The sequence below is a fragment of the Ensifer adhaerens genome (assembly GCF_020035535.1).
Classification (GTDB): domain Bacteria; phylum Pseudomonadota; class Alphaproteobacteria; order Rhizobiales; family Rhizobiaceae; genus Ensifer.
Genome location: NZ_CP083350.1, coordinates 2121720 through 2145130, shown reverse-complemented (window position 1 = coordinate 2145130; position 23411 = coordinate 2121720). Strand labels below are relative to the sequence as shown.

20 protein-coding genes are annotated in these 23411 nt (G+C 59.6%); 4 read left to right on the top strand and 16 right to left on the bottom strand.

Annotated features, from left to right (window positions below; genetic code table 11):
- Window positions 1-3 precede the first annotated feature (3 nt).
- The 4 genes from LAC81_RS30040 (at window position 4) to hydA (ending at window position 5477) form a co-directional block, all read left to right on the top strand.
- The gene (locus LAC81_RS30040; RefSeq protein ID WP_223728315.1) at window positions 4-954 is read left to right on the top strand and encodes an ABC transporter permease; all 951 of its coding nucleotides are present in this window, start codon (window positions 4-6) and stop codon (window positions 952-954) included.
- 110 nt (window positions 955-1064) lie between these two features.
- Window positions 1065-1958 (top strand): ABC transporter permease, encoded by an 894-nt coding sequence (locus tag LAC81_RS30035; RefSeq protein ID WP_223728314.1) that lies wholly within the window; start codon window positions 1065-1067, stop codon window positions 1956-1958.
- Window positions 1959-1960: 2 nt separating this feature from the next.
- Window positions 1961-4057 (top strand): ABC transporter ATP-binding protein, encoded by a 2097-nt coding sequence (locus LAC81_RS30030; protein WP_223728313.1) that lies wholly within the window; start codon window positions 1961-1963, stop codon window positions 4055-4057.
- Window positions 4050-5477 (top strand): dihydropyrimidinase, encoded by a 1428-nt coding sequence (gene hydA / locus LAC81_RS30025; protein WP_223728312.1) that lies wholly within the window; start codon window positions 4050-4052, stop codon window positions 5475-5477. Before LAC81_RS30030 ends, hydA begins: the two co-directional genes overlap by 8 nt.
- Before the next feature lie 4 nt (window positions 5478-5481).
- On the opposite strand, the gene LAC81_RS30020 is transcribed toward hydA, so the two are convergent.
- The 16 genes from LAC81_RS30020 to LAC81_RS29945 all read right to left on the bottom strand — a co-directional run bounded on the left by LAC81_RS30020 (window position 5482) and on the right by LAC81_RS29945 (window position 23350).
- Complete coding sequence (locus LAC81_RS30020; RefSeq protein ID WP_223728311.1) at window positions 5482-6255, bottom strand: SDR family NAD(P)-dependent oxidoreductase; 774 nt, start codon at window positions 6253-6255, stop codon at window positions 5482-5484.
- A gap of 3 nt (window positions 6256-6258) precedes the next feature.
- A complete protein-coding gene (locus tag LAC81_RS30015; RefSeq protein ID WP_223728310.1) occupies window positions 6259-7599 on the bottom strand; it encodes a dihydroorotase in 1341 nt (446 codons plus the stop codon).
- Window positions 7600-7601: 2 nt separating this feature from the next.
- On the bottom strand, window positions 7602-9278 hold the full coding sequence (locus tag LAC81_RS30010; protein WP_223728309.1) for a thiamine pyrophosphate-requiring protein: 1677 nt from the start codon (window positions 9276-9278) through the stop codon (window positions 7602-7604).
- Window positions 9239-10264 carry an NAD-dependent epimerase/dehydratase family protein gene (locus tag LAC81_RS30005; RefSeq protein ID WP_223728308.1) on the bottom strand — a complete coding sequence of 342 codons (1026 nt, stop codon included), beginning with the start codon at window positions 10262-10264 and terminating at the stop codon, window positions 9239-9241. The genes LAC81_RS30010 and LAC81_RS30005 overlap by 40 nt, the downstream gene beginning before the upstream one ends.
- Window positions 10261-11229 carry a polysaccharide deacetylase family protein gene (locus LAC81_RS30000; protein ID WP_223728307.1) on the bottom strand — a complete coding sequence of 323 codons (969 nt, stop codon included), beginning with the start codon at window positions 11227-11229 and terminating at the stop codon, window positions 10261-10263. The genes LAC81_RS30005 and LAC81_RS30000 overlap by 4 nt, the downstream gene beginning before the upstream one ends.
- A 136-nt stretch (window positions 11230-11365) precedes the next feature.
- Window positions 11366-12619, bottom strand: a complete 1254-nt coding sequence (locus LAC81_RS29995; protein ID WP_223728306.1) for an MFS transporter — start codon at window positions 12617-12619, stop codon at window positions 11366-11368.
- A gap of 205 nt (window positions 12620-12824) precedes the next feature.
- Complete coding sequence (locus LAC81_RS29990) at window positions 12825-13724, bottom strand: SMP-30/gluconolactonase/LRE family protein (RefSeq protein ID WP_223728305.1); 900 nt, start codon at window positions 13722-13724, stop codon at window positions 12825-12827.
- Window positions 13725-13977: 253 nt separating this feature from the next.
- Window positions 13978-14385, bottom strand: coding sequence for a cupin domain-containing protein (locus LAC81_RS29985; protein ID WP_223728304.1), 408 nt, complete (start codon window positions 14383-14385; stop codon window positions 13978-13980).
- 313 nt (window positions 14386-14698) lie between these two features.
- Window positions 14699-15889: an aminotransferase class V-fold PLP-dependent enzyme gene (locus LAC81_RS29980; protein ID WP_223728303.1), complete on the bottom strand. Its 1191-nt coding sequence runs from the start codon at window positions 15887-15889 to the stop codon at window positions 14699-14701.
- A 102-nt stretch (window positions 15890-15991) separates the two neighbouring features.
- Complete coding sequence (gene betB / locus LAC81_RS29975; RefSeq protein WP_223728302.1) at window positions 15992-17461, bottom strand: betaine-aldehyde dehydrogenase; 1470 nt, start codon at window positions 17459-17461, stop codon at window positions 15992-15994.
- Between the two features lie 127 nt (window positions 17462-17588).
- Window positions 17589-17915, bottom strand: coding sequence for a cupin domain-containing protein (locus LAC81_RS29970; protein ID WP_223728301.1), 327 nt, complete (start codon window positions 17913-17915; stop codon window positions 17589-17591).
- 290 nt (window positions 17916-18205) lie between these two features.
- Window positions 18206-19855, bottom strand: a complete 1650-nt coding sequence (locus tag LAC81_RS29965; protein WP_223728300.1) for a thiamine pyrophosphate-requiring protein — start codon at window positions 19853-19855, stop codon at window positions 18206-18208.
- A 12-nt stretch (window positions 19856-19867) separates the two neighbouring features.
- Window positions 19868-20902, bottom strand: a complete 1035-nt coding sequence (locus LAC81_RS29960; protein WP_223728299.1) for an NAD-dependent epimerase/dehydratase family protein — start codon at window positions 20900-20902, stop codon at window positions 19868-19870.
- A 78-nt stretch (window positions 20903-20980) separates the two neighbouring features.
- The gene (locus LAC81_RS29955) at window positions 20981-21745 is read right to left on the bottom strand and encodes an SDR family NAD(P)-dependent oxidoreductase (protein WP_223728298.1); all 765 of its coding nucleotides are present in this window, start codon (window positions 21743-21745) and stop codon (window positions 20981-20983) included.
- Window positions 21738-22490 (bottom strand): GntR family transcriptional regulator, encoded by a 753-nt coding sequence (locus LAC81_RS29950; RefSeq protein WP_223728297.1) that lies wholly within the window; start codon window positions 22488-22490, stop codon window positions 21738-21740. The genes LAC81_RS29955 and LAC81_RS29950 overlap by 8 nt, the downstream gene beginning before the upstream one ends.
- Before the next feature lie 2 nt (window positions 22491-22492).
- Window positions 22493-23350, bottom strand: coding sequence for a polysaccharide deacetylase family protein (locus LAC81_RS29945; RefSeq protein ID WP_223728296.1), 858 nt, complete (start codon window positions 23348-23350; stop codon window positions 22493-22495).
- Window positions 23351-23411: the final 61 nt, after the last annotated feature.

Here is a 23411-nt window from a genome sequence, read left to right as displayed (position 1 = left end):
CGTATGATCGGTCTCATTGTGCGGCGCCTGGCGCAGATGCTGCTGATCATGGCGACTATATCCATTCTCCTCTTTGCAGTCTTCGACACCGATCAATTCAAGAAACGCATCGCGGTCTCGGAATTGGGTGCCTTTGGCGTCGCGACGCTATCCGAGACCGACTACCAGGCCTGGCTCGAGACGAAGGGCCTCAACGAACCCTTCATGAAACGCTATGTCGAATGGGTAGCTAACACGGCAAAAGGTCGGCTCGGCTGGTCGATCGAGAAAAATACCGATGTCGGCGCTTTGCTCGGTGCGCGTCTGCTCAAGACCGCAGAGCTGGCCGTGGCCGTGTTTCTCATCATGGTGCCTCTGTCGCTGATTTTGGGGGTGCTAGCCGGCATGAACGAAGGGTCGCGCCTCGACCGAGTCATTTCGGTCGGGGCGGTCGTCTCAACCTCTATTCCTGAAATTGCGACCGCAGTCCTGCTGACGGTTGTCCTGGCGCTGGGGCTAGGTTTGGTGCCCGCAAAATCGGCGATGGTCGGCGGCTTCAGCGTGCGCGAGATGGTGCTTCCTGTGTTGACCTTGCTCATCTACGACGTCGGCTACGTCGTGCGCATGACACGCGCGTCGATGGCTGAAGTGATGACTTCGCACTATATCCGCACTGCGGTCCTGAAAGGCTTGCCGCATCACCGGGTCATCGTGAAGCATGCTCTCCGCAATGCCCTCATCGTGCCCTTTACCCTCATCTTTCTGCAGCTCAACTGGCTATTGTCTCAGGTCGTCGTGGTGGAAGTCTTCTTCCAGTACAACGGATTCGGTCGGTTGCTTTTCGACGCCGCGGTATTCGGTGACATCGCCGTCCTGCAGGCCGCCACACTCGTTGCCGTGTTCGTCGCTGTCATGTCCCAACTCCTGTCTGACATCGGCTATTTGGTGTTAAACCCGCGCCTGAGGGCCGCCTAGTGGACAACGTACTTCTCTCTCACATCGGCCTTTCGAAGCGCGCTACAATCGGGCTCCTGCTTCTTTCGATTTATCTGCCGCTTGCGTCCTACGTGATGCTAGCTGCCCACTTGGGCGCGGCGCAGACGTTCCTCCTTGTGCCAGCCGTCGTCGCCGTCATCATCCTCTATAGCATCGCATACTCGGCGTGGCGGGATTCACGCATCGCACGGGTCGGCGCGATCCTTGTCTTCTTCTGGTTGCTAATGGCAACGGTGGCCCCCTATCTTCCGCTACTCGACCCGAACAAGCCCTATGCGCCCTATCTCCTGCCCGGCGCGGTCAAGAACGGCGTGACCTTTTTGTTTGGAACGGACATGCGCGGCCGGGACATGCTGTCGCGAACCATTTGGGGCTCGCAACGGGTGATCGTCTGGGGCATGACAGCGACGGCCGCGGCCTATGCTGTCGGATCGGTGCTCGGTCTCGTCGCTGGCTACCTTGGTGGTTGGCGCGACGAATTGATTTCCTTCATCTGCAATGTGCTCCTGTCCTTCCCGGTCATGGTGCTGTTCATACTTATTCTAAATTACCTGGGCCAGACCGGCTTCAACATCATAGTAGCAGTCACAGTTTCCTCCGCTCCCGCGATCATGCGCGTTGTGCGCGGCCTTGCGCTCGATGCCCGGAACAGGGATTACATCGTGGCGGCACGAACGCGCGGCGAGAACGCCGCTTGGATCATGTTCGTCGAGATCCTACCCAATGTGCGCGGACCGCTGGTCGTCGATGCCTGCTTACGGCTCGGCTACACCACAGTGGCCATTACCACACTCACTTTTCTTGGGCTCGGTTTGCAACCGCCAGACCCCGACTGGGGCCTCATGATCAAAGAAGCCTCGTCCGCGGCGCTGGTCTGGAAGCTCGGCTACATGCTCATCATTCCAGCGGTGGCGGTGTCGAGCCTCATCCTCGGCTTTAACCTCATCGCAGACGGCATCAGAGAAATCAGCTTGAAGGATTGACGATGACCTTCATCGCGACTGACAAACCCATTCCCGACGAGATCCCAATCCTCGAATGCCGGGATCTCTCCATTTCCTACTTTACCCGCCAGGGCGAGGTGCCCGCGGTCGTGGATTTTAATCTGAAGCTGAACGCTCGCACCGCCCACGGGCTTGTCGGCGAGTCGGGCTGCGGAAAGTCCACCATCGCGCTCGCCATCATGCAGTATCTCGGCCGAAACGGGCGGATCGTCAAAGGCCAGATCTTATTTCAGGGCCGCGACATGTTGACCATGTCGCCGGAAGAGCTGCGCCGCATACGCGGCGCCGACATCGCAATGGTCTATCAGGAGCCGATGGCCTCGCTGAACCCATCTATGCGGATCGGCGACCAATTGTCCGAGGTGCTCACCTATCACCGTAACCTCAGCGGCTCAGCCGCTTTCTCGGAAGTGATGGAAATACTGCAACGGGTCCGCCTGCCCGATCCGCAGCGCATACTGCGCTCGTTCCCGCACCAAATCTCCGGCGGACAACAGCAGCGCGTGATCATCGCGATGGCCCTTCTGTCGAATCCGAAGGTTCTACTACTCGATGAGCCGACTACCGCGCTCGACGTCACCATCGAGGCGGGCATTGTGGAGTTGATCCGCGAAATCTCGGAGCGTTATGGCACCACGATGCTTTACGTTTCGCACAACCTTGGCCTTATCCGCGAAACCTGTCACGAGCTTACCGTCATGTATTCCGGCGAGGCAGTCGAGGCTGGACCGGTTGACGCCATCTTCGCCTCGCCCCGTCATCCCTATACAAGTGGTCTTTTCAATTCCATCCCAATCCCAGGTACCGACAAGTTCAGTCGTCCCTTGATCGCGATCCCCGGCCAACTTCCCTCACCCGAGGCGCGACCAGCGGGATGTAATTTCGGGCCACGCTGCGCGTTTTTCGTCGCCGGCAGGTGCAATGCCGACCCGATCCCAATGTTGAAGGTTCCCTCCGCAGCGCCGTGGCTCTCTCGATGCATACGTCTCGGAGAGCTCACGGGGGAGCCAAGCGGTAGTGCCCGCGTCGAACGTTCTCGGGCTGACATTGGCGCTGTTGCCGTCGAGGTCGATGGACTGAGCAAGCGCTATGGGCATCTGCGTGCCAACGAAGACATCACCTTTACCGCGCGCTCAGGCGAGACGGTCGCGATCGTCGGAGAATCGGGCTGCGGCAAGTCAACACTCGCCAAGATCGTCATGGGATTAGAGGAGGCGTCTTCCGGCACGGTCCGCATCGGCGGCCGGGAACTCGGAAATGTCGTGGTGGAGAAGCGTCCCCGCGACACAATCCGCAATCTACAGATGGTTTTCCAGAATCCGTTTGATACGCTTAATCCCAGCCACAGCGTCGGCGCGCAGATCGCCCGTGTTATCCGCAAGTTCGGAGCTGAGCGCGACGAAGCGCAAATCAAGGCGCAGGTGTTGCGCCTGCTCGACCTCGTGAAGATACCCCACCATTTTGCCACGCGCCGCCCGCATCAACTCTCCGGCGGACAAAAACAACGCATCGGAATCGCCCGCGCCTTTGCGGGAAAGCCAGCTATCGTGGTCGCCGACGAACCGATCTCCGCGCTGGACGTGTCTGTGCAGGCAGCTGTCACCGAGCTTCTGATGGACATCCAACAGGAGATTGGCACAACATTGCTGTTTATCAGTCACGACCTTTCCGTCGTCCGTTATCTCGCAGACCGGGTAGTCGTCATGTATGTCGGCAAGATCGTCGAGCAAGGCTCGGTCGATGAAGTGTTCGCGCCGCCGTACCATCCGTATACAGAGGCTTTGCTCTCGGCCATCCCGATTGCCGACCCGAGTGTGTCAAAGCGCAAAGTCGTGCTTTCCGGGGAACTGCCATCACCTACCAATCCTCCGACGGGTTGTCCCTTTTCAACCCGATGCCCCTATTCGCTGGGCGCGGTCTGCCGCGACAAACCGCCGATGGTCCACGAATTCACGAACAGCCATCGCATTGTCTGCCACCTTCCCCGCGAGGAATTACTGGCGATGGAACCAATGATCGTTCCCGCGTCCTCGGCACCCCCACCTGAACCCCAACAACTGGATACGTATGATGCATGACTTCGTCATCAAGGGAGGTCAGGTCGCCATCGGCGACAATCTGGTCGAGAGTGACATTGGCATAGGCCATGGGTTTATTCGCGAGCTCGGAACGGATCTTTCGGGGCGAGAGACGATCGACGCTACGGGGCTGTGGGTTATGCCCGGCGGTATCGATTCCCACTGCCACCTCGACCAGCCGGACTGGGGTAGTGCCCAGAGTGCGGACGATTTTCGGTCGGGTTCGGTGTCAGCTGCATTTGGTGGCATCACCTGCATGTTCCCTTTCGCCATGCCGGGGCCTGGCATGTCGACGCTCGATGCCTTCGACCGTGCGACCGGGCGCGCGGCCGGACGCTCGGTCATCGACTACGGCCTACACGGTGTCGTCACCGGCGCGTCAGCGTCGGATCTGGGTTCACAGTTTGACCGGCTGGTGTGCGAGGGCGTGGTATCAGTCAAGGTCTTCATGACCTTTGGCGAACTTTTTGTGGGCGACGATCTGTTCCTTGACGTGCTCGAAGCCGCGCGAGCGCGTGGCATGATCGTGATGGTGCACGCCGAAAACGACGCGGCGATCCGGCGCACCGCACAACGCCTCGCCGAAAGCGGCCGCACCGGGCTGCGCTATCACGCGGTCGCACATTCGGAGATAATGGAGCGCGAGGCGACGCATCGAGCCATCGCGCTGGCCGAGGTGACCGGCGGACGAATTGCGGTGCTGCACGTTTCCTGCATCCAGGCGGCTGAGGAACTGGTGCGAGGTCGCGTCAGAGGTGTCGACGTGGTCGGCGAGACCTGCCCGCAATATCTGTTCCTAACGGCAGCCGATCTGAACGGTGACCCAACCAATGCGGCACGGTTCGTTTTTTCCCCGCCGCCCCGGACAAAAGCGAGCCAAGAGCATCTCTGGGCTGCGATGGAATCTGGCGAGATCCAACTTTGGTCATCAGACCACTCGCCATACAGGCTTGCCGACAAACTGCCGGATCCAGCCAATCCCTCGTTCGAGCGAGCAGTCAGCGGCATTCCAGGCCTGGAAACGCAAATGCCACTGCTGTTCTCGGAGGGCTTGCGTACCGGACGGATTACCCTGCCGCGCTATCTCGATCTCACGGCGCGCAATGCCGCTAGGTGGTACGGCGTCGATCACGTCAAGGGGCGTATCGAATGCGGTCTGCATGCCGACCTTTGCCTCTGGGACCCTGATCGCAAATGGACCTTGGCGCAGAGCGCGTTGCGCTCCAACGTCGATTACACACCCTATGAAGGCCACGTTGTGACGGGCAAGCCCGTAACAGTTCTCGTTCGCGGCCTCCCGATCATCCGAGACGGGGTGCTGACCGAGGCGCACGGGCATGGTGTCTATGTCGCCCGCAAGACCGCTGCGCCCTCGGGCTTCAACCGACCGGTGCAAGACAGCACGCCTTGGCTGGACTGACCCGTTATCGGGCCATCCAGCCGCCATCCACCAGTAGCGTCGCACCGGTGATGTAGCTCGCCATGTCGCTAGCCAAGAACAGCGTAGCGCCCGCAATGTCCTCTGGACGACCAAGACGGGGCCATGGCGTGCGCGAACGCGCATAAGCGAGCAAAACCGGATCGATGCCGATATCGGTTCGACCAGTCAGAATCTTGCCGGGCGCGATTGCGTTGCAGGGAATAAGCTGCTCAGCGAATTCAGTGGCCACCTGCCGCGTCAAATGCTCAACTGCGGCCTTGCTGACGCCATAGGCAATGTCACCGGGGCAACTGATCATGCCATGCTGTGACGCGATGTTGATGATGCGCCCCCGCGTCTCGCCGACAGGCTCCTGTGTGAGAAACTGGCGCACCGCGCTTTTGCAGCCGAGAAAGACGCCCTCGACATTAACCGCCATGACGCGCTTCCAATCCGCGGTGGTCGTCTCGATTAGGCCGGTGCTGGTGTAGATCGCGGCGTTGTTCACCATCACGTCGAGACGGCCATAGCGTTCGACCGCCTGGCGCACGGTGTTTTCGACCGCATTCGCGTCCGAAACGTCGGTCTTCACGAAGTGGCAGCGGTCGCCCGCTGCCCCGATAGCTTCAGTTGTGCAGATGCCGCCTTCGACAGGGCGATCCAAGACGTCAGCGATAACCACACTCGCGCCTTCCGCAGCCAATCGGATGGCGATTGCTCGTCCGATCCCCGAACTCGCACCTGTGACGATTGCAACTTTTCCATTGAGCGTGGCCAAGACCTAAACCTCCGGCATAAGAATGGCGCCGACCGGATCCCCGACAGGCGTTCCTGCCCGCGCGACCTCTCGCCCCCTTAAAAACACTCGGTCGAGCACGGCCGAAACGCTCAACCCCTCGAACGGCGTGTACGCCGACTTACTCAACTGATCGGCCGTGCGCACCGTCGACCGCCTCCGGGGATCAATCACGATTACATCGGCGTCGTAACCTACAGAAAGGCGTCCCTTGTAGGATCCGAGGCCGAAGCGCTGTGCCGGACGGGTGGATGCCAAGCGCACCAGGTCGTTCATCTGGATCAGGCCGTCGTCGACGAGCGAAAGCAACGCGGGCAACAGGGTCTGCAGACCCGGGAACCCGCCCGGAACAGCGGCAAAATCGTCGGCAGACGCCAGTTTTTCTTGCAATAGATGAGGCGCGTGATCGGTCACCACCATGTCGATCGTGCCGTCAGCGAGAGCAGCACGTAACGCATCGCGATCCGTTTCGGCGCGCCATGGCGGCGAGGCCTTCGCCATCGGACCCAACCGCGCGTAGTCGGCCTGCGTAAACAGCAGACCTTGGACACCCGTCTCAATCGAGACATCTGCGAGATCGCGCAGACGACGATAGGTATCCACGCTCTGGCGCGAACTGGTCTGTCGGATATGGACGGGAACGCCGACGTCCGCGGCGGCCAAGATGACCCGCGCAATCCCTTGGGCTTCGGCCAGCGCCGATCGACTGGCAATAAAGTCTGCCGGCGTGCTTCGACCCTGAACCAACCCCGCGACCGCAGCCTCGAGCAATGATTGATCACCGCTCGACACAGCGGCAGTGCCGCCGGCGGCCGCTACCGCTGCGATCGCGCTATGCAGACTCCTGGTCGTGCCGTGCAGGAATTGAGGCTGAACGTCCGACGTAAAGATTTCGAACGACGTCGCACCCAATCGTCTGAGTTCGGCTAGATCCTGACCATCCCCTGAGACCGCAACCTGCAGCCCCACATCACAAGCGATGCGGCCTTGGGCCAGCGCCTGCTTGGCGGTAAAATCAGCCGTCGATACAGTCCAAGGGTCGTCGGTAGGCATCACGAGGACGGTCGTCACGCCACCCGCGGCTGCCGCCCTGGTCCCGCTGGCGAAATCTTCCTTCCAGGTCATACCCGGCTCCCTCAGATGCACATGGGCATCCACGAGACCCGGCATGAGCAACAGACCGGAAACATCGAGCACCGTCACGGCCTGGGCCGGCTCGCCAGGAGCGAGCCGCGCCGCAATCTTGCCACCGTCTATGGCGAGATCCAATGGGCGGACCGCGTCGGTATCGACGACGCTTCCACCGCGTAAAATTAGGTCGAACACTTCTACCTCACGCCCGCCACTCGCGGTTCCTCACGGGTGATACACTCCACCAGCGCCGCCTTGCCTTCTTTGGTCGCCGCTATGGCGCGCTGGAACGCCGGAATGAGATCGCCGGCCCTCTCGACACGCTCGGCATGACCGCCGAGTGCTTTGGCCACGTTGGAATAATGGCCCGTCAGTTCATTGGCCGCGAACCGGCCGGTCGCCGTCGGCATATACTGGCCATAACCGCCCATGATCCCATTTCGTAGCAGGCAGACGAGGATCGGCAATTCATGCCGCACCGCCGTCTCGAAGTCCATCGCGACCATACCAAAGGCAGCCTCGCCCATGACAGCGACGCACAAATGGTCAGGCTTGGCTAGCTTCGCGCCGATCATTAGGCCCAAGCTTGACCCCAGCTGAGTGCTCTTTCCCCACCCGACATAGCCATGCGGTATGGGCGTTTTCCAGAAGGGAACCATCTGGTCGCGCGGGTGGCCGGCATCGTGCGTGGCGATGGTACGCATCGGATCGACGGTGGCGGCGAGATCGCGCAGTACACGGTAGGGGGAGATAGGGCTCGCATCGTCATCCCTGATCGGCGCCCAGGTAGCAAGGAAAGCGCTTTCCAGCTCTGCGATTTCGGTCACCACGGCGCGCTCCGCCCGCGCTTCGGCGAGGCCCCGACGGCTCTTTGCCTCCTCGATGAGTTGCGTCATCGTTGCCTTTGCATCGGCCACCAAAGCTAGCTCGACCGAGTACTCCCGGCCAACGTCGGCCGCATTCAATGTGACCTGGGCAAGCTTCGCGCCGGGCGGCAAGGGAGTGATGTAAAGCGACTTGGAAAAGCTCGTACCGACACCAAGAACGAAGTCGGCCTTGCCGTAGAAGTGCTCGATCAGTGTCGAGAACGAACGGGTTCCCGTGCCGAGCGACAACGGATGGTTTTCGGGAAACGCGCTCTTGCCGTTGAGTGTCGTGGCGACCGGGACCTGTAGCAATTGCGCCAGTTCGACCAGTTCCCGGTGGGCATCCGCATAAAGCACCCCCTGACCCGCAAGAATCAGCGGGGATTTTGCTGCCAGCAGCATGTCGAGCAGCCGGCGCACATCGACCGGATCCGGCTGTGGCACCGACCGGATCGGAGGCACGTACTCATCGACATTCCATGTCGCATCCGCAAGCAGGATATCGGACGGAAGCTCGACCATCATTGGGCCGCGCGTACCATTGCGCGCTTGGCGGAACACCCGCTGGAAGATTTGCGGCAGCATGTCGCCGCGTTCGGCCCGCACCGACCATCCCGTGACATGATGGAAGCTGCGCAATGCCTCGAAGTTGTGGGCGACTGCGTTTCGGCCGAGGGGATGTCCATTGGGGAGAAAGATCAACGGCGTGTTATCGCTGTAAGCCTGCGCGACCGCGCCAAAGGCGCATTCTGTGCCCGGTCCGTATTGCACCGTCACCGCGCCAAGCTTACGGCCTCCGCTGACGCGGGTGAAGCCGTCGGCAATGTTGACCGCTATCCGCTCAGTGCGCGAGATTATCGGCGCCATGCCGAGTTTGGCCGTGCTTTCCAAAAGCTCGCTGTGGGGAAAACCGATGATGCGCTCGACGCCTTCGCGTTTGAGGATTTCGGCTACAACGTCTGCTCCATTCATATCAGGGTCCTTTTGTCTATGAATTCTTTCTGCCACTCGATGTAGTCTTGTAGGCGCTGTTCCAGCGGTAGCGGCGTCCAACCGAACTCCGTCCCCAAGCGAGATATATCGTAGGCGCCCCACTGGCCTCTGAGCTTGCTAGGTTCGGCAACCACGTTCGGGTGACTAGGATCGACACTCCAGCGCAGGCCCGGAACAAGTCGCTCCACCGTTTCCACCAGAGTCCCAAGCGAAACGGCAACTCCCGAGGCAATATTGTAGACCGCGTTCAAAGGTCGCTCGGCCTCCACAAGCAGAGCTAGCGCCACTGCGACATCCTGGACTGCGACCCAGTCCCCGACACCGTCGGTACTGTTTAGCCGCAGGTCATTCCCGGCGAGCGCCAGAGCCGTCATCCGGTTTGGGGCACATGCCACATGACGCGACGGGAGCATGCGATCCATTGGGCCGAACACGCTGGAAAGGCGTGCGGTAACCACCGGCAGGTCATAGAGTTCACCATAGCGTCGCGCGACCATCTCGGCCGCGAGCTTGGACACGCCGTAGAGCGTGGTCGGGGCAACGTAGCCTTCTTCGGGCAAAGGCCCGTCAGGGCCGTCATCACCATACACGGACCCGGTGCTGACCAGCAGGAAGCGTCTGCATGCCGGTAGCTCGCGAGCGAACGCTAGCACGGCAAGTGTCCCCCCAAGGTTGACGTCAAGCACCCGCTCGGGGTTTTCGCGCTCGGGATCATGTCGAGCACCGGTCCCGTCGAACCAAGCATGAGGCGTCACTGCGGCTCCGTGAACAATACGGTCGATCCCGAGTGAAAGCGCTTCGTTGAACCACGTTCCCCTATCTCGAAGGTCTGCGACTATCCACCGAATCCGGTCTTTAACTCCTCGGAAAAATCTCTCCGCCATTTCGTCGGGCGGCAGCGTATCCAGGAGTGTGACGGACTCGCTTGGATGTTTCTGGAGCCAAGCCCGTACTAAATTGCTCATGACAAACCCGTGGCCGCCAGTTACAAGCAGGCTCATGCAGGTGGTCCTTCTTGAATGCCATTTTCCGCAACCACCTCTTTGGTGCCCACGGGATATCGCGACATCCAGTAACGAGCGATATCGTTGCGCCGCATAAACATTGCTTCTGGTCTAGACTGGACAGTGCGCAGGATTCCTTCGAGCGCCGACGCGCGATTAGGCTGGCCGGTCCAGCGGGCGTGCAAAGCAATTGTCATCATGCGTCCGCACTGGTCCTCGGTGCATTCGCGCACCAAGAAGTCGAGGTAACTTGCAACGTTCTGAACGAAGTCCTCAGGGGTCACGTAGCCGGGACTGATTAAGTAGCGGCTGTCATTCAGTGTCTTGCTGTAGGGCACGATCAAGAGGCGTCCCTGGGGCGTTGGGACAAAATATGGAATGTCATCGTTACAGGGGTCGGAATCGTAGAGAAATCCCCCCTCTTCCATCAGCAGTTCACGTGTATTTACACTTGGATAGGAACGACTGTTCCAGCCAATCGGCCTCACGCCCAGCAGGTCACTGAACAACGCCACCGCCCGATGAAGTCGGTCTTGCTCTTCTTCACGCGTTAGCGTCCACTGCTCGGTCCAGCGAAGGCCGTGCCCAAGCACTTCATGACCCGATTCACGCAGGTAGGCTGTAAATTCGCGGTTACGCGCCAGAGCTTCGGCCGTCGCTGAGATGGTGGCCTGCACACCATAGCGGTCAAGTATCCGTGCTATCCGCCAAATACCAACACGGCTGCCGTATTCGAAATGAGTCTCTGTGCCCAGATCGCGTATACCCGCCGGGGCCGAAAGGGGATACTCCCCCCAGCCGTCGCAGTAGGAGTCGCCGTCGAGGACGGAGTATTCCGATCCTTCTTCATAGCAAACGACAATGTTGACGGCGACCAGACGGCCATTGGGCCATTGAACCTTCGGAGGATGCTGCCCGTATCCGACGAAGTAGCGGGGCGGTCCTGGATGGTGGAAGTACATAGAGCTATCCTCTCGACGACCAATTTTCTCGATATAATCAGGCTCACACATCGTATTTTTGAATTCAATGTGCAAATCCGCCATTCATGTCGGAGCAAGGAACGGCAGTCGTTTTTATATTTTTTGCATCGCGCATTCACTGGCCCTCACATGGCGCAAGAGACGAGTTCGCGTCAGTGCCGCGACGACGGAGAAGACTGAAAAAGGCGGCGGCAGCGACTGACAGGGCGCCGCTGCCCAGCAAGATGAACAGAGCATGGGGAGAGACCCGATCCATTAGTCCGGCAGCGACGGCCGGCGCGAGGAGGTTGCCCATGGAGTAGAGCAGGAGCAAGCTACCGGATGCGCTAACGATGTCTCGGCTTGCGAGCCGTGAATTCGCATATGCGACACTGACGGGGTAAATCGTGAGGGCAGTTGCACCATAAGCGAAGAACAGTGCGCAAAGCAGTCCCTCACCGCTCGCCTCCAGCATGGCAATGGAGGCGCAGACGCACGTCGTTGCAAACCCCTGCAGAAGCAAGAGTAAGCGCCGATCCATGCGATCTGACAGCCACCCGATGGGTCCCTGCGCCAGCAGTCCACCAACACTGAAGGCCGTGATCAGAGAGACGGACAACGCGGCGTCTAAGCCAACCCGTTCGCCGTAGATAGGCGTCATAGTATAGACGTTCATGTTGGCCATGCCTGCCTGGAACACGCTCACGACCGTAACCGGGGCGAGCCGCACAAGCTGGCGCAGGGCGTACCCCCGCGCGGGCGCAAAACTAGACGCGTCGTCTGACAGGAGCTTCGGCAGAGGCGGCCAGCGATTGCCCGCGAAACGCGAGCAAAAAAGGCCCGAGCTGGTGGAAATCAGAACGAATAGAAACAGAAACGGAGAATCCGCACCGGCTGCTTCGACAATTAGTTGTCCAAACAAAACCGCCAGGGACGACATCAGCATATATAGGGAAAAAAGTGCGCCCCGGTTACCTTGGTCAGCATATAGATTGATCCAGCTCTCGATCGTAACGAACATCGTAGCCATCGCGAAACCCGTAAGCAGCCGAAGGCAAAACCATATCGTCGCCACCGTCGTTAAGGTGTAGACGCCCGCGGCGGAGGCAGCCAGCAGCCCGATGACCAAGAAGGTGCGCTCGTGGCCGAGGCGAGATACGAGCGGCCGAGCGACGAGGCAGCCGACCAGAAAACCCAAGGGAAATGCCGTCAGTACCAATTCGACAACATGCGAACTGATCGAAGGTTCGCTGAGATGTAGCGAAACCTTCGTCGTGAGGATCGTGTTGCCGGTGCCGATGGCGCAGATCCCGACCATAATCGGCAAGACCGCGCGGAAACGAGCGGCCCTTTGTTTAGTTTCACCTGCCAGGCGGCGGAATGTGCTCATTGGTGAATTTTCGCTCGGTGCGGTTCTTGATCCGCGCTGCCGACAACTCGAAACCAGTGCTTCGCTCAACTGACCACCGCCTCGAGCGTGGCCTACGTGCCGCCCATCGTATCGTTCCTCAGGTCACCTTGAGACACTTACGCGAGACGTCAGAGCGCCCATCCAGTTTCGACCGCCCTGCGCGGAGGGTGAAGAAAACTGATAGCTATTCGTTGGGGATCTCATAGACCTTGCCGCGCCATGGCGCCTTATCGATCTCATCAAGCGCCATGACGTAAAGGGTCTTCTCGTCCGGGCCAAAAGCGAAATTAGGGACGGAGGGTGATGGGACGGACAAGGTGCGCAACAGCTTTGCGTCTTGGTCAACTACGACAATCTCAGCCGACGTTCCAAGCGATCGTGGGCTCTGCCCGATATAAATGTAGCCGCGGCTGTCCACCTTGATCCCGTCCGGCCAGATGTGTGGCCTATCGGGGAAAAGATCATCCAACCGCAGGAAAACGCGGCGATTGCTGAGCGAGCCACCATTTCCAACGTCGAATTCTATTATCCGATTGTCTTCCGTCTCGACGACGTAAAGGAGGTTGCCGTCGTTAGATAGGGCAACACCATTGGCATTGTGCAGGTCGTCAGCAACTTTGGTGACTGTCCCATCCTTTCCGAGGTAATAGGCAGAGGCGTCGATCAGCGCTCCCCCTTTCCCCGATCCGGTAAAATAGACACCTCCCTTGCGATCCGGAGCAAGATCATTCGGACCGACAAACGGAGCAGCGGATCGGTCGACGGTGAACGGCTCGAGCGATTTTCCCTCGGCCGATATCCGGCCAATCGAGTTGGAATCATAACAGGTTACAAGAAACTCGCCGTCTGCATTTGGGACAACCGCCGAAGGGCCGCAGCCCTCCTGCTTCCAGAAAACCTTGTTTGCCTTGCCATCCCACACCATCACCGTGTGCCTGCCGTACTCCACATAGAAAAGCTTGTCACGGTACCAAACGGGCCCCTCGGCAAACCAGGTGTCTGGGTTGATCACCTTCACTTCCGCGGCCTCCACCCGGAGAGTCATGGCCATGGTTGCGAGCAAGCTAAGTACAATCGCTTTCACTTTCCCCTCCCTCAAACACTAATTGCTCGCCGGCTGAGCGCCGAAATATGTGGAGATCGTTTGATCTAAAATCGCAGAGCGGCTGGCCCGTTTTTGAACGGTGGAAGCGCGTTCAGGCCGTCCATACGTGTCGCTAGTTTAAAAAATATCTGCACGGTAATGGGTTGCAATGTTGGAACGCGACAGCTAGCGCACACAAATCGACCCGCTCTCCAAATCTTATCGAAAGCGGCGGCTCTCTTTTTGGCCCCGATTAACCACTGCTTCCCGCATCGACCACCCGCGCCTCGCCGGTGGAAATCATGGTGCGGGTGGCGTCGATCGATGCATACGTCCAGAAGATCCTCATAGGCTCCGTTGCCGAGGCGTTGATGAAGCGATGCGGAACATTCGCCGCAATCCAGGTCGTATCCTGAGGACCCAGTTGGTACTGAACACCGTCAATCTCGGCGATAGCAGAACCGTCGAGCACCATAACGCTTTCTTCGCAATTGTGTTTGTGTAAGCCAATCGCAGCGCCCGGCTCAAACGCTGTGATGCCGTTAAGCACGCTACTTGACCCGCACTTGCGGGTGACGAGCGGGGTCGTACGTGCCCCGCCGCCCCGGTCAACTGATTGCAATTCCGTGGGACGCAGAATAGCGCACGTAACATTGCTCATTGCGAAGTCCTCCGAAACATCTCGCCGGGGTAAAAATTGAGCCGGAATACGGCTTTCGGATTCCGGGTAATGTAAAACTCGTCGTCGTCGACTTAGACATGCTGCTTCTCACTGAGTGCTTCGTCGTCGCCGATGCATCCGCGTACTGTGTCGGAATTCGAGAAGCTCGATGACGTCATGATACATAGGTGAGAGCGTTGGAGCGTGTCGTTAGGGAGATCGCGCACGTCTCCCCAACTAGACATTCGACAGCGTAGGCGACCTCTACCTCCCCAGAAGCGGAGTCGACGCAGACTGTCCTCATCGGCATTGGTCAGGCCGCCTCAGAGCCCATGATTGGCGTCGATGAGCGGAACTGGTTGATCGCCGCTGCGACGCCCGAGCCGGGTTCGATAGACACCCCGCTGTCCAACAGGGTTAACTCAGCAGCCGAAAGTGCGCCAAGCACCATCACCTCGTTCAACGAGCCTAGATGCCCAATGCGAAAGATCTTACCAGCCAATCTGCTTAGACCCGCGCCAAGGGATGTGTTGTAGGTGTTGTACGCGTGCCGAATTACCGCCGCTCCATCGATTCCGTCCGGCAACCTTATCGCCGATACTGTGTCCGAGTGCCACTTTGGTTCGGTCGCGCACAGGGTGAGGCCCCAACCGGAAACTGCGGCGCGAACGCCGTTGGCAAGTCGATGATGACGTTTGAATATATTCTCCCTCCCCTCTTCAAAGATCATGTCGAGCGAGGCGCGCAGTCCGCGGAGCAATTGTGTTGGAGGCGTATAGGGAAAAAATCCACTATCGTTGGTTTTGATCATGTCGTCGAATGAGAAATAGCACCGCATGTGCCGCGATGATTTAGCCGCCTCCAGCGCCTTTTGGCTTACCGAGAGGAAGCCCAATCCGGCAGGGAGCATAAATCCTTTCTGGGACCCCGACACTGCGCAATCTACGCCCCATTCATCTTGGCGAAAGTCAATTGACCCAATAGACGAGACCCCATCGACGAAGAGAAGAGCCGGATGCTTGGTGGCGTCGAGGACCGCGCGGACACCGGCAACGTCTGAAGTAACGCCGGTTGCCGTTTCGTTGTGAGTTACAAACACTGCCTTAATCTCGTGTGCGCTATCTGCCGCGAGATATTCAGCGTAGAGATCGACGGGAACCCCCGTCCCCCAATCCACGTCGATGCACACGACGTCAAAACCGAGCCGTTCTGCCATATCTACCCAGAGATGGGAGAATTGGCCGAAGCGGCTCATCAGTACCCGGTCACCGGGAGAGAGCACGTTCGTCAACGCCGCCTCCCAGGCCCCGGTACCGGACGAAGGATAGATGAACACACGACCATCCTTGTTCTTGAAAACTTTCTTGACGTCGGAGAAGAGCGGGAGCGTCAACTCAGGAAACTGCGAAGATCGCATGTCTTCCATCGGCAGATTCATCTCTCGGCGAACACGCTCAGGAATGTTGGTGGGGCCGGGAATAAAAAGATGATTGTTACCTGACATGGTTCCTCCATCAAGCTAGGTTGTCCGGGTAGGATTTTCGTATTTTCAAGAGTGCTATTGTGGCAACGACAGTGCCAGCGCAGCGCCTTTCGGGTACTTTCCTTAATAAGGGGCCTGCACCGGCCCCATACCGACATAGACGGTCTTCAGTTCGCTGTAGTGGTTGAGTGCCGCGACCGAATTCTCGCGGCCGAAGCCCGACTGCTTCGATCCGCCGAAGGGGATTTCGACTGGAGCGAGATTGTAGGTGTTGATCCACAGCGTACCGGCTTCGAGCTGATCGACGACGCGGTGCGCACGGGTGATGTCGGCGGTGAAGACGCCAGCCGAAAGGCCGAACTCGGTGGCATTGGCGCGGGCGATCACCTCGGTCTCGTCGTCGAAATCGAGCACGCACATGACCGGGCCGAAGATCTCCTCGCGGGCGATCGTCATGTCGTCGGTGACATCGGCAAAGACGGTCGGCTGGATGTAGGCGCCCTCGGCGTTGACGGCATTCGGAATACTGCCGCCGGTCACCAGCCGCGCACCCTCAGCCTTGCCCTTCTCGATGTAGGAGAAGACCTTGTCGCGCTGCGGCGCCGAGACCATCGGGCCAAGCTGCGTCGCTTCGTCCATAGGGTCGCCGATGACAATGGCCTCGGTGCGCGCTTTGAGCCGGGTCAGGAATTGTTCCTTGATGCCCTTCTGCACGAAGACACGGGTGCCGTTGGAGCAGACCTGGCCGGTCGAATAGAAATTGCCGAGCATGGCGCCGCCAATCGCGCTTTCGAGATCGGCATCGTCAAAGACGATCAGCGGCGACTTGCCGCCGAGCTCCATGGTGACGTGCTTGAGTTCGGCGGCGGCTGCACCCGCGACCTTCTTGCCCGTCGGCACCGAGCCGGTCAGCGACACCTTGGCGACGTCAGGATGATTGACGAGCAGCGGGCCAGTCGATCGATCGCCCTGGATGACGTTGTAGAGGCCCTTCGGCAGGCCGGCCTCGACAAGGATCTCGGCGATTTTCAGTGCGCCGAGCGGGGTGTTTTCCGAAGGCTTGAAGACCATGGCATTGCCGGCGGCAAGCGCCGGCGCGCCTTTCCAGCAGGCGATCTGCTGCGGATAGTTCCAAGCGCCGATGCCGACGCAGACGCCGAGCGGCACCCGCTTGGTATAGGCGAAGTCGCCGCCGAGCGGGATGTAGTCGCCGTTGAGTGCGGTGGCGATGACGCCGCCGAAGAACTCGAAACTGTCGGCGCCCGAGGTCGGGTCGGCAACGATCGTCTCCTGGATCGGCTTGCCGGTGTCGAGCGTTTCGAGTTCGGAAAGTTCGCGGTTGCGCTCGCGCATGATCTCGGCGGCGCGCTTGAGGATTCGGCCGCGGGCCGTCGGGCTCATCGCCGCCCATTCCGGCTGCGCGCGCTTGGCAGCCGCGATCGCCTTTTCGACGATCGCCGGCGTCGCTGCATGGAGGCGTGCGATCACTTCGCCGGTCGCCGGATAGATGCTCTCGATGACGGTGCCTTCGATATCCTCGACATATTCGCCGTCGATGAAGTGCGAGGCTTGCGGTTGGGTTGTAAGTCCCATGTGTAACCCTTTCGAGGCTAGTTTGGGTGGCGAGTCGCGCGAATAAAAGGGCCTGCCCAGATGGGCAGGCAAGCCCCGCTCGCAGGGGAGAGACACGAGCGGGGGAGGTCGATTATGATCCGAGAAGTCAGCGTTTCACCGGCATCGGCTTGGTGTCGTGCCACATATAAAGGTTGGTGATCGGCTCTAATACGGTCCACACGCCCCTGATCTCAGGATGAATTGTTACGAAGTCGTCCCTCTGGATGTCGAGCTGTGTGCCGTCCGTAAACCTAATCTCTCCTCGACCTTCCACCACGCAGAACGACACGGCCCGGTCGTAGTGAATTTCGAAGGGTTCCGTCATGCCGGATTCCCACTTGGTCCACGTAGCGGCCTGCCTCTTGGCGTCTGTTGTTGCACGAGCCCTTTGGATCCGGTCTGTGCTGAAGGTGCGATCCGGCTGGTCATTCATGGTCTCTCTCCGTTACTTTGGGGTAGTGAGGTAAAATCAGTAGGCCTACGTAGGACTTCGGATCTGCTCACCAAGGATTGCTCCGAAGTCGTTGCCAGTGGCTCCTGTTGGTCCCGGCAAATGGATCTCCGATCGTGTAAAACGCGGGTCAGAGATCGTTCGCATCCAGCAGCACTTACGCATGGCGAAAGGGACGAGGTTGTCGTCCCCCCGATGCCTTTCGTTTTGGCGTCCGCGTGCGCATCCGCGTTCTTGGTCGCAAGACATGAGAGCACGCACGACGCGTCGGTTCATGGTGCCGTTATGCCAGCTAAACGCGGCTCCTCGCGTGTGCGGACTTCCAGCACGGCCGACCGCCCTTCGGAGATGCTACGGATGCATCGCTGCATGGCCGGAACGAGGTCGTCGGGCTTCGCAACGTGCTCGCTGTAAGCACCGAGCCCCTCGGCAATTTGCGTGTATTCCCCGCTCAACTTGTTCGCCCCATAACGCTGCGTGGCCGTCGGCATATAACCGCCGTAGCCGCCCATGATTTCATTGCGAAGGACAATCGTCAGGATCGGAAGTTGCGCGCGGACGCCGGTCTCGACGTCCATCCCGATCATGCCGAAGGCCGCCTCGCCCATGATGTTTACCGCCAGCCAGTCTGGTCGTGCCAACTTGGCTCCCAGCATCAAACCGAGGCCGCTTCCAAGCTGCGTAGTGCGCCCCCATCCCATGTATCCGTGCGGCACAATCGCCTCGTAGAACGGGGTAATCTGGTCACGCGGCTGCCCGGCGTCGTGAGTAACCACCGTCTTCGTGCGGTCCACGACCTTCATGAGGTCCCAGATTATGCGATACGGCGTGATGGGCGTCTCGTTCGACGTCAGAAGTGGCATCCATTTGGCCATGAAATCCCGGCGGACCGAGGCCACGCCGCGAGCGACGTCATCCACGTTCGGCCGTTCGGAAAGCGCCGGATGCTGGCTGACAGCTTCGCGGAGTTCGACAAGAACAGCCTTCGCATCCCCGACAACGCCCAGCGACACCGGATAGTCCTTGGCAATGTCCGCCTCGTTGATCGTAATATGGGCGATCGTTTTCCCGTTCGGGATTGTCGTCACATAGGCCGAACGAACGAGGCTGGTGCCGACGGCAACGACTAGGTCTGCGCGCTTGAGAAACTCGTCGACCGTGGCCGGCCGTGACTTTCCGCCGGTACCGAGTGCCAACGGGTGGTTCTCAGGAAAGGCGCTCTTGCCATTGACGGTGGTCAGGACTGGGGCGCCAACCAGTTCCGCAAGCGATTTCAACTCGTCCCAGGCACGTGAGTAGAGTACCCCCTGACCTGCATAGATGACGGGACTCTTTGCCTTGACCAAGGCATCCGCCAATTCCGCGAGATCGGTGGCATCCGGAACGGGCGAAGAGCGGCGGGGCGACACATAGTTGAGCTCGCCTTTGTACTCCTCGGCCAGGATGTCGATTGGCAGTTCGAGCATTACGGGGCCGGGCCCCCCATTTCGCAGGCGGCTGAAAACGTACTGCATCAGCTGTGGAAGCTGTTCCACCTTGGCCGCGCTTTCTGCCCATTTCGTAATGTTTCGGAAGTTTCGAGAAGCCTGAAAATTGGGAGCTACGACCTCGGACCCTCGGGGATATGCGGTGGGCAGGACAAGTATCGGTGAATTGTCGCTATAGGCCTGCGCCACAGCGCCGAAGGCAGTTTCGACGCCGGGTCCGTATTGTGCAGTCACGACGCCCGTCGTCCGACCGTCGGTCATCCGCGAGAAGCCTTCGGCAATGTTGACCGCCACTCGCTCGGTGCGGGCGATCACCGGACGGATGCCGAGAGCCGCGCAAGAATCGAAAAGCTCGCTGTGCGGAAAGCCGACGATGTTTTCGACGCCTTCAATTTGAAGGACCTTTGCTACCAAGTCGCTGCCTGTAAGTTTCATCTTTTTTCCTCCTTAGGAATTCGGGGCTGACAGAACGCGGTCCTTCAGCCAATTCACGTATTCATGCATCCGTTGTCTCAGGGGCGCTGGAGCCCACCCGAACTCAGTCTGCATTCGGCTGATGTCGTAAGCTCCCCATTGCCCTGCTCTACGGTCCGGGTCGCACTTCACGTTCGCCTTCGCCAGGTCCGTTTCCGTTGCGCTCACCGGCAGAATTATCGCGACGTGGTCCACGAGGTCGCGGACTGTCTCCGCGCTTCCATAGGCGACGTTGTACGCTTGATGCTGCACCGTTTCGGCGACGACGAGGCATCGAAGTGCTTCGGCCACGTCCGCAGTGTTTATCCAGTCCCCGACACCTTCGAAGGAATGCACCAGCAACGGCTTGCCCGCGACGGCGAGGCTCGCCACGAGATTGGGCGTTCCTTGAACGTTCCGGACGTGGTTGGGCCTGTCCATGGGACCGAAAACCGACGCGAGTCTGGCCGACACCACCGACAGGCCGTAAAGCTCCCCGTACCGGCGGACGATCATTTCCGCGGAATACTTGGAAATCCCGTAGAGCGTCTGGGGAGCGACATAGCCCTCTTCAGGCAGCGGCTGCCCTGGTTCGGCGGGACCAATGTCGCCGTACACCGAACCGGTGCTGACATAGACGAAACGCCTTATCCCACCCCGGTGGCGTGCAAACTCCAATGCCGCGACCGTGCCTCCTACATTAACTTCGATGACCGTAGTGGGGGCCAAGCGTTCTGGATCGCAGGTAGCACCGGTCGACGTTACGTATGGGTGGGGCGTAACAGTCGCCCCGTGGACTATCGCGTCGATGTCCAGATGCGCGATCTTGGCGCTCCAGCCCTCCAGATCGAGTATGTCTGTCTGGACAAAGTCGATGCGATCCTGGACCGCTTTCAAAAAGCGCGCGCATTCGGCGTCGGCCGGGGACGCATCCAGTATCGTCACGCGAGAACCGGGGTACCGTTCCAGCCAGTGACGCACGAAGTTACTCATGACGAACCCATGTCCGCCCGTGACAAGCAGATTCATTGTCTCACCTGTAATGTTTCAATGTGAGGTCGCGTGCGGGGCGAAGCCCGCTACGGGTTCATTCCCGTCGGTTTGTGGTCAGCATGCGGTGTACCCTCCGTCGACAAGGATATCGGTGCCCGTAATGAAGGATGCCGCGTCACTGGCGAGGAAGCACACTGCTTCCGCCACCTCGGCCATCGTTCCTAAGCGGCCAATCGGGTGCATCTTGGCCCCCCACTCCTTTTCGGCGATTTCAATGCCGCCCCACTGATCGGCCATACCCTGCGTGGCTATGCCGCCCGGCGAGACCGTGTTTACCCGAATACCGTCAAGTGCGTGATCTAGCGCCATCGCCTTCGCCATCACGAGCAGCGCGCCTTTGCTCGCGCAGTATGTCGCCTGGTACTTGCGGGCGACGTGCCCCATCTGGGAGGCGACGTGGACGATGCTGCCCCCTCCCGAGCGCTTGATCACTGGAATGGCGTATTTCGACATCCGAAACACGCCACCGACGTTCACCGCGAAAGAGCGGTCGAACTGTTCCTCCTCGACCTCGGGCAGGACCGCGTCCTGCATGAAGAACGCCGCGTTGTTGACGAGCACGTGCAGACCGCCGAAAGTGTCGAGCGCCATCGACGTAGCTCGCTTTGCGTCGACGCTGCTACTAACGTCACCACCAAGCGACACACAGGCCCCGCCATCCACATTGATGGCCCTGGCCACTTCGGCGGCGCGCCGCTCATTCAGGTCCATGCACACGACCCGTGCTCCTCGATTGCAGAGCATCATAGCGATGGCTCGCCCGATATCGCCGCCGGCTCCGGTTACTATCGCAACCTTCCCTTCCATCGCTCTACTCATTTGGCTGCTCCTGATTGTCAGTGTCATCGTGCCCCGCCCAGAAACCGGTGTTGTCGAGATAATCCAGCAGTATTCTCTTGGCGTGGAGGATATGGGCCCGCATTAGCTCTCTCGCAGCGGCAGCATTACGAGCTAGCAACGCGTCCTGAATTCCTCGGTGTTCGTCCACATGTAGGCGCTCGGCGACACCGGGATCCGCCATCTCATGGGAACAATAGCTCCCGAGGAAAAGTGCTTCGAGATCCCGGATAACGCTAACGAGCGTCGCGTTTCCCGCGGTCTCCTGGATAATGTGGTGAAAGCCGCGAATAGACTCGCTCACTTCAACATTAAGCTGTCGATCGCAAACGTCCCGCTCCGGTCCAGGATGAGCGCGCGTCTGCACATCGCTGGACGCCTCAATCAGCCTTCGATCGAAGTCGTCGTCAGCGCGCACGCATGCAAGATACGCCGCGTAACCTTCAAGTTCCGCCCGGAGTTCGTAGACCTCCTCGATCTCCTGGCGGGTAAGGACGCGTACCGTCGCCCCCCGGTTGGGGGCGAGCGTGACAAGCCTCTGGGCCTGCAGCTTGCGTAGCGCTTCCCGGATAGGTGTTCTGCTCACACCGAACCGGGAACAAAGCTCCTCCTGCCGAAGCTTCGACCCGGGCTGCAGCCTCCCTGCGAGTATATCGCCCTCGAGCTGGAACGCGATCTCGTCAGCCAGCGTTGTCTCGGTAAGAAGTTCCTCATCGAGCTGTGCCATGGTCAGACCCGCGTGTGGTTCTGGCCTGTCGCCAGTAATGGGCTGTCGGGCCCAAACTGCGCCAACCAGTGTTGGGCAATGTCATCGCGACGCATAAATCGAATTTCCGGGCGCGAGACGCAGTGATCGAGGATGTCCCTCAATGCCGAAGCTCTGTTGGGCTGCCCCGTCCAGCGCGCATGGACGGCGATCGTCGTCATGCGGGGACCCGCGTCCGATGCTTCGTCGACCATGTAGTCGATCGCCCGGACACTGTCCTCGTAGAAATCTCGCGGAGAACTATATCCCGGACTCACAAGGAAGCGGCTATCGTTCAGCAACTTCGAATAGGGAACGACCAACAAGGGTCCGCCCTTCGTACTCGTGTAGTAGGGAATTTCGTCATTGCATGGATCGGAGTAGTAGAGGAATCCCCCATCTTCGGCGATGAGATCGAGTGTGTTGACGCTCGGGAACGACCTGCTGTTCCAGCCGAGCGGGCGTTCGCCCAAGAGGTCCCGGTAGAGACTAAGAGCGCGCTGAAGATGTTCGCGCTCGTCGCTCTTTTCCATTTCCCAGGATTCCGTCCACTTCCAACCATGGCCGAGAACGTCGTGGCCTCGCTCCTTGAGCCAAGACACAACCTGCGGGTTTCGCTCAAGCGCTCGTGCGCATGCCGACATGGTCACTGGAATTGCGTACCGGTCGAAAAGCCGAGCGAGCCGCCAAATTCCCACCCTGCTGCCGAACTCAAAATGCGTTTCTGTTCCCAGATCGCGGACTTTCGGCGATATCCTCAGGTCGAATTCACCCCAGTTGTCGTTTCGTCCATCACCGTCGTAGTGGGAGTACTCCGCGCCTTCCTCGTAGACGATCACCATGTTGATCACGAGCTTGGCGTCACCAGGCCAGGTAAAGGCTGGAGGGCGTCGGCCATATCCA

Bases quoted from the DNA above. Each gene is read 5' to 3' on its own strand.
- LAC81_RS29955 (WP_223728298.1), bottom strand. From the start codon at position 21,745: ATGAGTAGAGCGATGGAAGGGAAGGTTGCGATAGTAACCGGAGCCGGC.
- LAC81_RS29945 (WP_223728296.1), bottom strand. From the start codon at position 23,350: ATGGTGATCGTCTACGAGGAAGGCGCGGAGTACTCCCACTACGACGGT.
- LAC81_RS29980 (WP_223728303.1), bottom strand. From the start codon at position 15,889: ATGTCAGGTAACAATCATCTTTTTATTCCCGGCCCCACCAACATTCCT.
- LAC81_RS30005 (WP_223728308.1), bottom strand. From the start codon at position 10,264: ATGAGCCTGCTTGTAACTGGCGGCCACGGGTTTGTCATGAGCAATTTA.
- betB (WP_223728302.1), bottom strand. From the start codon at position 17,461: ATGGGACTTACAACCCAACCGCAAGCCTCGCACTTCATCGACGGCGAA.
- LAC81_RS29960 (WP_223728299.1), bottom strand. From the start codon at position 20,902: ATGAATCTGCTTGTCACGGGCGGACATGGGTTCGTCATGAGTAACTTC.
- LAC81_RS29965 (WP_223728300.1), bottom strand. From the start codon at position 19,855: ATGAAACTTACAGGCAGCGACTTGGTAGCAAAGGTCCTTCAAATTGAA.
- LAC81_RS30040 (WP_223728315.1), top strand. From the start codon at position 4: ATGATCGGTCTCATTGTGCGGCGCCTGGCGCAGATGCTGCTGATCATG.
- LAC81_RS29970 (WP_223728301.1), bottom strand. From the start codon at position 17,915: ATGAATGACCAGCCGGATCGCACCTTCAGCACAGACCGGATCCAAAGG.
- LAC81_RS29995 (WP_223728306.1), bottom strand. From the start codon at position 12,619: ATGAGCACATTCCGCCGCCTGGCAGGTGAAACTAAACAAAGGGCCGCT.
- LAC81_RS29985 (WP_223728304.1), bottom strand. From the start codon at position 14,385: ATGAGCAATGTTACGTGCGCTATTCTGCGTCCCACGGAATTGCAATCA.
- LAC81_RS30000 (WP_223728307.1), bottom strand. From the start codon at position 11,229: ATGTACTTCCACCATCCAGGACCGCCCCGCTACTTCGTCGGATACGGG.
- LAC81_RS30030 (WP_223728313.1), top strand. From the start codon at position 1,961: ATGACCTTCATCGCGACTGACAAACCCATTCCCGACGAGATCCCAATC.
- LAC81_RS29950 (WP_223728297.1), bottom strand. From the start codon at position 22,490: ATGGCACAGCTCGATGAGGAACTTCTTACCGAGACAACGCTGGCTGAC.
- hydA (WP_223728312.1), top strand. From the start codon at position 4,050: ATGCATGACTTCGTCATCAAGGGAGGTCAGGTCGCCATCGGCGACAAT.